Origin of the sequence: Streptomyces sp. NPDC058295, from assembly GCF_042880655.1 — a bacterium.
GTDB lineage: Bacteria > Actinomycetota > Actinomycetes > Streptomycetales > Streptomycetaceae > Streptomyces > Streptomyces coriariae.
Genome location: NZ_JBHVYO010000020.1, coordinates 158112 through 164770, shown reverse-complemented (window position 1 = coordinate 164770; position 6659 = coordinate 158112). Strand labels below are relative to the sequence as shown.

General features: G+C 70.1%; 6 protein-coding genes and 1 pseudogene. 3 read left to right on the top strand and 4 right to left on the bottom strand.

The genetic code is table 11. The features are described from left to right. A pseudogene (tap, locus tag ACFVYS_RS22800) lies at positions 1-1221 on the bottom strand (telomere-associated protein Tap); the annotation flags it as partial. Between the two features lie 86 nt (positions 1222-1307). Further along, on the bottom strand, positions 1308-2096 hold the full coding sequence (locus tag ACFVYS_RS22795) for an AraC family transcriptional regulator (protein WP_389504620.1): 789 nt from the start codon (positions 2094-2096) through the stop codon (positions 1308-1310). 139 nt (positions 2097-2235) lie between these two features. Between ACFVYS_RS22795 and ACFVYS_RS22790 the strand changes: the two genes are divergently transcribed. Continuing rightward, entirely contained in the window at positions 2236-3114 is an 879-nt protein-coding gene (locus tag ACFVYS_RS22790) for an NmrA/HSCARG family protein (protein ID WP_389504618.1), read from the top strand. Between the two features lie 111 nt (positions 3115-3225). Beyond that, the gene (locus ACFVYS_RS22785) at positions 3226-4125 is read left to right on the top strand and encodes an NADP-dependent oxidoreductase (protein WP_389504616.1); all 900 of its coding nucleotides are present in this window, start codon (positions 3226-3228) and stop codon (positions 4123-4125) included. 486 nt (positions 4126-4611) lie between these two features. Here ACFVYS_RS22785 and ACFVYS_RS22780 read toward each other — a convergent pair whose 3' ends face one another. After that, complete coding sequence (locus ACFVYS_RS22780; protein ID WP_389504614.1) at positions 4612-4926, bottom strand: 1-acyl-sn-glycerol-3-phosphate acyltransferase; 315 nt, start codon at positions 4924-4926, stop codon at positions 4612-4614. A gap of 562 nt (positions 4927-5488) precedes the next feature. Here ACFVYS_RS22780 and ACFVYS_RS22775 point away from each other — a divergent pair. After that, positions 5489-5752, top strand: a complete 264-nt coding sequence (locus ACFVYS_RS22775; protein ID WP_389504612.1) for a hypothetical protein — start codon at positions 5489-5491, stop codon at positions 5750-5752. A gap of 127 nt (positions 5753-5879) precedes the next feature. Here the strand turns inward: ACFVYS_RS22775 and ACFVYS_RS22770 are convergent, their stop codons facing one another. Then, positions 5880-6422, bottom strand: coding sequence for a hypothetical protein (locus tag ACFVYS_RS22770; protein ID WP_389504610.1), 543 nt, complete (start codon positions 6420-6422; stop codon positions 5880-5882). Between the last annotated feature and the right edge of the window lie 237 nt (positions 6423-6659).

Below are 6659 nucleotides of genomic sequence, written 5' to 3'. Positions count from 1 at the left end.
TACTCCCCTTCGTCCAGGACGGCGTCGCCGCCCTTGATGTGACGGGCCGGGTTGAGGCCCTGTTCCATCAGGTCGACCGCCCACAGCATCGTCTGAACACCCTCCAGCTTTGCCAGCCCCGGCGTCGAGCCGAGGCGAACCCGCCGGGCTGCGGCTTGCCCGAGGCCGCATACGGCAGGAAGTCCAGCGGGCTCTCCCCCGGTGAGGGGTAGACGACGCAGTCGGACAGCACCGCGAGCGGGAACAGGCCCGTCATCCTGGCCATGTTGGAAAGCTTGCGGTGCATGTTGACCCGCGCCTTGCTGATGACCGCGGCGCGGATGTCGGGGCGCCAGGTCGGGCGCTCCAGCGCCGGCCAGCGCTCCCCCTGCTTGTAGGACTTGCCCTGCGGACGCTCGCGCAGCTTGCCGACGCTGCCCTTCACCGTCGCCTTGATCGCGGCCAGGACGGCGGCCATCGCCGGGTCGGTCTGCTTGTGGCATTCCATCGCCGCGAGGAACTGACGGTCGTCCAGGTCTTTGGTGACGCCGAGGTCGGCGAGGGTGTCGACGTAGGCGGTCTTGAGACGGTCGTGCCACGGGTCCAGATACGCGCCGGTCTCCCGGCGCAGGTACGCCTCGAGGGGGTGCACGTTGTAACCGAGCTCTTGGGCGTAGGCGACGGTGTGTGTCTGATACCAGGCCGGCCCGGCCGGGCGGGAGCCGTCCGGGGTGAACGGGCTGGGCAGGCGCGGGTCCAGTTCAATGTGCGAGAGGTCGACCAGCCAGGAGCCGGGGATCTTGGGATTGAAGGCGGGGGCGTGGAAGTGGTCGGGGGCGGACAGGCCGACGACCAGGCGGGCCGCGGCGGCGAGGAACGCGGTGTGGAGGTCCAGGCCTACCGCGTGCGGCAGCGTGCATTCCTCGTCGCTGAGCAGGTCGACGTCGCGCACCCACTGGTAGGCCTCCTCGTCCAGGAAGCCGCTCGTCCAGCCGGAGTTGACGACGACCGGGTGTTCGGCGGTGGCCTCCGGTGGGGCCGGGTCCATCGGATCCGTACCTAGGCTGCCGGGGTTGTGGCCGGACACCCAGTTCCCGGTCGCGCGATCCTGCACGGCCCGGGTGGGCGGGCGCAGCGCCGTCATCAGCTCCAGGCCCGGGTGGGCGGGCGCAGCGCCGTCATCAGCTCCAGGCCCGAGACGGCGGTGGAGCCGCGCGGGGTGATGACCCGGGTCGCGTAGACCACTGGGACACCCCCCAGCGTGAGCTCCCGCACCATTGGGCTGCTACCCATGTTCCGCCAGGAAATACGGCTACCCCGCCAACCTCTCACCCATGGGAGCTGCCGGAGGACCGAGCCGACGAGCGATAGCCCCCCGGTGTCTGACCGACCAGCTCGGTGAAGGCGTCGATGAAGCTGCTGGGGTTCGACCAGCCCAGCCGAATCGCCGTGGCGGTGACCGAGGCACCGTCGCTGAGCTCGATCAGCGCCCGTTGAATGCGCAGCAGGGTGCGCCACTGACGGAAGCTCATCGACAGCTCGCTGCCGAACAGTCGGCTCAGGGTGCGTTCGCTGGCGCCAGCGCGGTGGCCCAGCTCGGCCAGGGTCGCCGGGCTTGCTGGGTCCACGTGGAGCAGATCGGTGACCGCCTTGAGACGCCGGTCGCTCGGCTCCGGGAGGCGCAGCGGCTCCTGTGCGGCGCGGGCGAGCTCGGCGAGTACGACGTCGATCAGCAGCCGCGCACGGGGGCTCTCCAGCGGCTCGCCCTCGCTCATCAGCGCCAGATAGGCCTCGCGCAGCAACGCGCTCGCCACGAAGACCGACGGCTCGGCCGGCAGCTGTCCGGTCAGCGTCACGGGCAGCGACAGCACCCGGATGTCCGTCTCGCCGTACGCCTTGCTGCTGTGCACCGCGAAGGGCGGCACCCACATGATCCGACTGGCCGGCGCCACCCAGGTGCCCACCTGGGTCGCTGTGACCAGGGCCCCACGCGCGGCGTAGCGGAGCTGGCCGTAGTCGTGGAAGTGCGCGGCCACCTCGGCGCCATGGGCCAGCGGCACCGACAACGGCGCATCGTCGGTGCAGAAGCTCGGCTCGCCGCTGGAGTCGTCGGACACGCCATCGAGGCTACCCGCCACTGGCGGGTTATCGGAAGAACCTGGCGTGATACCGGTGGTGCGCCTGGCGCCGCAGACCGCACCGTAGAGACATGTCACAAAAGATCAAGGTCGAGGCCGCTAGTGAAGGGTGGCAGCGATGAGCACACAGACGACCGGCACGATCGCAGTCTTCGGCGCGACGGGGCGACAGGGCGGGCTCGTGGTCGACGCGTTGCTGGATCACAAGGCCCCGGTGCGGGCCCTGGTCCGCAACCCGCAGTCCGACCGGGCTCAGGCGCTGGCCGCCCGCGGCGTCGAGCTGGCGGCCATCCGGACCGACGACCCGGTGTCGTTGGCCGCCGCGCTGACGGCGGTCGAGGGGTTCTACTTCATGACCCCGGAGGCGAACAGCCTCGAAGAGGTCAAGGCGGAGATCCGCATCGGCACCGCGCTCGTCGACGCGGCGGTCGCGGCACGCGTCCCGCACGTCGTGTTCAACTCGGTCATCGGCGCGGACCGGGAGTGGGGTGTGCCGCACCACGACTCGAAGCACTCGATCGAGGAGCACCTGAGGAAGTCCGGCCTCAGGGCCACGATGGTTCGCCCGGCCCCCTTCATGGAGGAGATGGCACCGAGCCTGGAGCACGGAGAGATCGTGCTGAGGCTGCCGCTGCCGGAGGACGTCGCCCTGAAGATGATCTCGCTCAGGGACGTCGGCCGGGTCGCCGCCGCGCTCCTGCTCGACACCGCGGAGGCACCCGGCGGAGCCGTCGAGCTCGTCGGCGACGAGCTCACGGGCCCTCAGATCGCCGCGGCGTTCGGCGCGCGCGCCGGGCTCCCGGCACGTTACGAGGCCCTCCCGTTGAGCGTGCTTCCCAGCGACCTCGACAGGGCGATGTTCCGCCAGTTCGCGAAGGCGGCGGAACACCCGTCGGATCTTGCGGTTGTGCGGGCGATCGAGCCGGCCACCCTGGACCTGGCCGAGTGGATCCGATCCACCGGCTGGACCGTGCCCACGAACGTGGCTGGTTCCTGAGCCTCCGGCCGCGATGAACGCCCCGCGATCGTGCCCACGGTCTCGGCGCTCTGGGCACGGCAACGCATCCGCCAACATTCGAAGTCACAACTCGAGGAACGCAGAGAACCCATGCGAGCGATCACCTTCTCCGCCTACGGCGGGCCGGAAGTCCTGCAGCTGTCCGAGGTCCCGGTGCCGGAACCCGGCCCGGGGCAGGTGCGGCTGGCCGTCCGGGCCGCCGGGATCAACCCTCTCGACTGGAAGATCCGCAACGGCTCCAAGCGGCAGAACTTCCAGGTTTCCTTCCCACACACCCCCGGTTTCGAAGTGGCCGGCGTCGTCGACGCCGCAGGCGAGGGCGCGGAGTTCGCTGTCGGCGACGAGGTGTTCGGCTGGCCCGAGACCGGCGGCTACGCCGAGTACGCGCTGGCGAAGGCGCTCGCGCCCAAGCCCGCAGGCATTTCGTGGGCAGACGCGGCGGCGCTGCCGGTCGCCGGCGAGACCGCGCTTCGCGTCCTCGGACTGCTCGAGGTCCGCGAAGGAGAGACGCTGCTGGTCCACGGTGCCAGCGGCACGGTCGGGCGCTTCGCCGCGCAGGTGGCCGTCGCGCAGGGCGCTACCGTCATCGGCACCGCCGGCAGCCGGAACCTCGACGACCTGAAGTCGCTGGGGGTCGTGCCCGTCCTCTACGGCGACGGCTGGGAGGAGCGGGTTCGCGAGGCCACGCCGGGACCGGTGGACGCCGTGTGCGACGCCGCCGGGCACGGGGTGCTGCCCGGGTCGGTCAAGCTGCGGGGCACGAAGGACCGGATCGTCACCATCGCCGATGAGGCCGCCTACGAGCTGGGGATCCCGTACTCGGGTCCCGAGCAGTCGCGGGAGGTGCTGACCGCGATCGTCGGCTGGGTCACCGACCGCGGGGTCCGGATCGCCCAAGGCAAGAGCTACCCGCTCGAGGACGCGGCCGCCGCGCAGATCGAGAGCGAGGACGGTCACCCCGGCGGGAAGCTCACGCTCGCCATCAGCTGAACGGGAACGCGGCTTCGTGCCCGGCGCAGACCGGGCGCGCGCGACAGACCGATCAGTCCAGCGCGCCGAGTCAGCGGGACGTGTCCGGCCTGACGGTACGAGCCAGCCGGGTTGGACCGAGCTCAGACGGGCGAACCGGCCGGACGGGCCGGCCGATCGGGTTGGACCGAGTTCGGACGGGGTCGGTAAGCCGAGCCGACCGGACGGGCCGAGCCAGGCCGAGCCGACCAAGCGAGCCGCAGCCGCCGTCGAAGTCCACGCGGAAGATCGGCGAACGGGCCTGTCATCGGATCACGATGACAGGCCCGCGCGCAAAACCGCGAAAGCCTCCTAACCCGGGCCTGTCGCCGGATCGCGGCGACAGGCCCGGATCACTTCGCAGGAGGCGAAGCCAGTGGGACCCGCTGGGTGCTCCGGCGCCGCTGGGCCGGGATCTGCACCGTCCCCAGCGCCGAATGCACCGCAGCCTCGGCGAGCACCGCCAGCTCACGACGGTTCTCCGCGCGGCCCGCGGCGATCTCCGGGGCAGATGTGGATCTCGAGCACCAGCCCGCGCAGGGCCGCGACCCGACGCAGGGACGCGATCAGCGACTCCGGGCCGATGAACGCGGGACGGCTCGTCTCGCGGCCGTCGGCCGGGCGGTACCTCAGCGCGATCGGGCGGACCGGGACGCCGCCGTCGATGGCCGCCTGGAACGCCGCCGTCGTGAAACGACCGGATGCCAGGCCGCACCACGTCGTGCCCTCCGGGATCATGCTCACCAGCGAGCCCGTCCGGAGCGCGTTCGCGAGCGACGCCATCGTGGCGCCGTTGGCGCGATGGGCTCCGGCAGGACTGCCGACGCGCCTTCCGCCGCGACAGCGCGACGGCGAAGGGCGTCCCGGTGCCGCACAGCGACCGAAGCGACTGAAACCCAGTGCTGCCTCAGGCGCGTCCGCTGAGAGTTGGCGGTCCGGCCGGGACGGCCCCCATCTTCTGGCCGCGACGGGCGGTACGGCAGTCCTTAAGCTTCCGGCGGGCGGAGCGCCTGCCCTGCGCCTCCTGCCCCCCGTCAGGCCTTGCAGTGCCCCGCAGCGACGCGCAGCGTTGCGGTCCGGGTCAGGGTGCGCCATGAAGCGCTCCAGCTGCGGCGACGTGCACGACAACAGGACGCCTCCCGAGGGCTCAGCATCGGCGTGTTTCGGGTATTCGAGGCGGCTGCCTCGGCAGCTGATGCCTGTGGGGAGGCGGCACAAGGCGGCACAAGGGTCTGTCCCTGGACGCCAGCCTCGAGACGGGCTGTCGCGGCGAGGGACCCCGCGCCGTCGGCACGTACGCGCTGTGATGAACTGGCCACTGACCGCCATCGATAGAGGGGGAGAAATGACGGCAGACGTAGAGCAGTTCCGCCAGGATGGGCACCAGGTCGAGAAGTGGTCGCTTGGGTGGTTGCTGCTGTCGTTGGCGATGTGGGCGTGGTTCGGCTACCGGTACCTGATGCACGAAGACCGGGGACTCTTCGCACGCGCTGAAGACAGCCGGCCCCTGGTAGGCATACTCGCGCTGGCGGTCATCCCGACGATTGTCGCGGCGGCGACTCTTGTATACGCCCGGGTCCTGTTCCGCCTGGCCCGCCGGGCCATATAGGCGGCGGAGGCAGGCACAGCACGCCCAGCGGCCAGGTCAGCCAGGCCGCTGATCTACGTGAACGGCCAGGAACACGTTCTGAAGCTGGGCGTCTCCCTGTCGAACACGAAGCCGCTCAGATCGCCTCCTATGCGACGGGAATAGGGCGGCGGTAGGTACGCTCGCGCCATTGCTTCGCCTGCGGATCCCACGTGAAGGCGACACGGTATCCGTCTTCACGTACCGTCGCGGCGATCCAGTAGCCGTCGTGGTCCCAGCGGATCGTCGCGGTCGTGCCGGGGCGCCGATCGGACTCGCTGAGCGGTGCATCCGCGGCGCACAGCTCTGGAAGCTGAGCAAGCGCCTCGGGTTCGACGGCTACCTTCATCTCGACCAGCCACCCGTCCTCGGTACGCAGGTGGATGAGATCCACGACGTCGGCAGGATCATCGAGACTCGCTCGCGCCTGTCGATGAATGAACCGGTGCATGATTTCACGCGTCCCCGCGCCCATCCCCTTGGCCAGAGCGTTCCCGAAGTAGGTGGAGATCGCCTGCAGGAACGGCGTTGCTGTCATCGTCGCAACGACGAGCACGATGTCTGACAACTCGGCAGCGGTTGATGCGGGTTGGTCGCTACCGAGTCTGTCCTCGGGAAGTTCTGGTGGCTCGTGGGTGCGTTCGCTGCTCATGATCCCCTGCTTGATCGCCGACACTCGTTACTCGTCGAGCACCCAGGGTATTCAGGGCCGTCTCCGATGCCTCGCGCTCACGCGAAGTGTTACCGCCTCACGGCGCTCGAACTCGCCCTGCCCGGAATGCGACTGCTTCAGATTAGGCACACCGTATCTCTGTCGTCGGGCCGTTCTCGCCCTGGCGCGATCTGCCGGACGAGCTCGGCTCGTTCAAAAAGAACCCCTGCAGCCCCT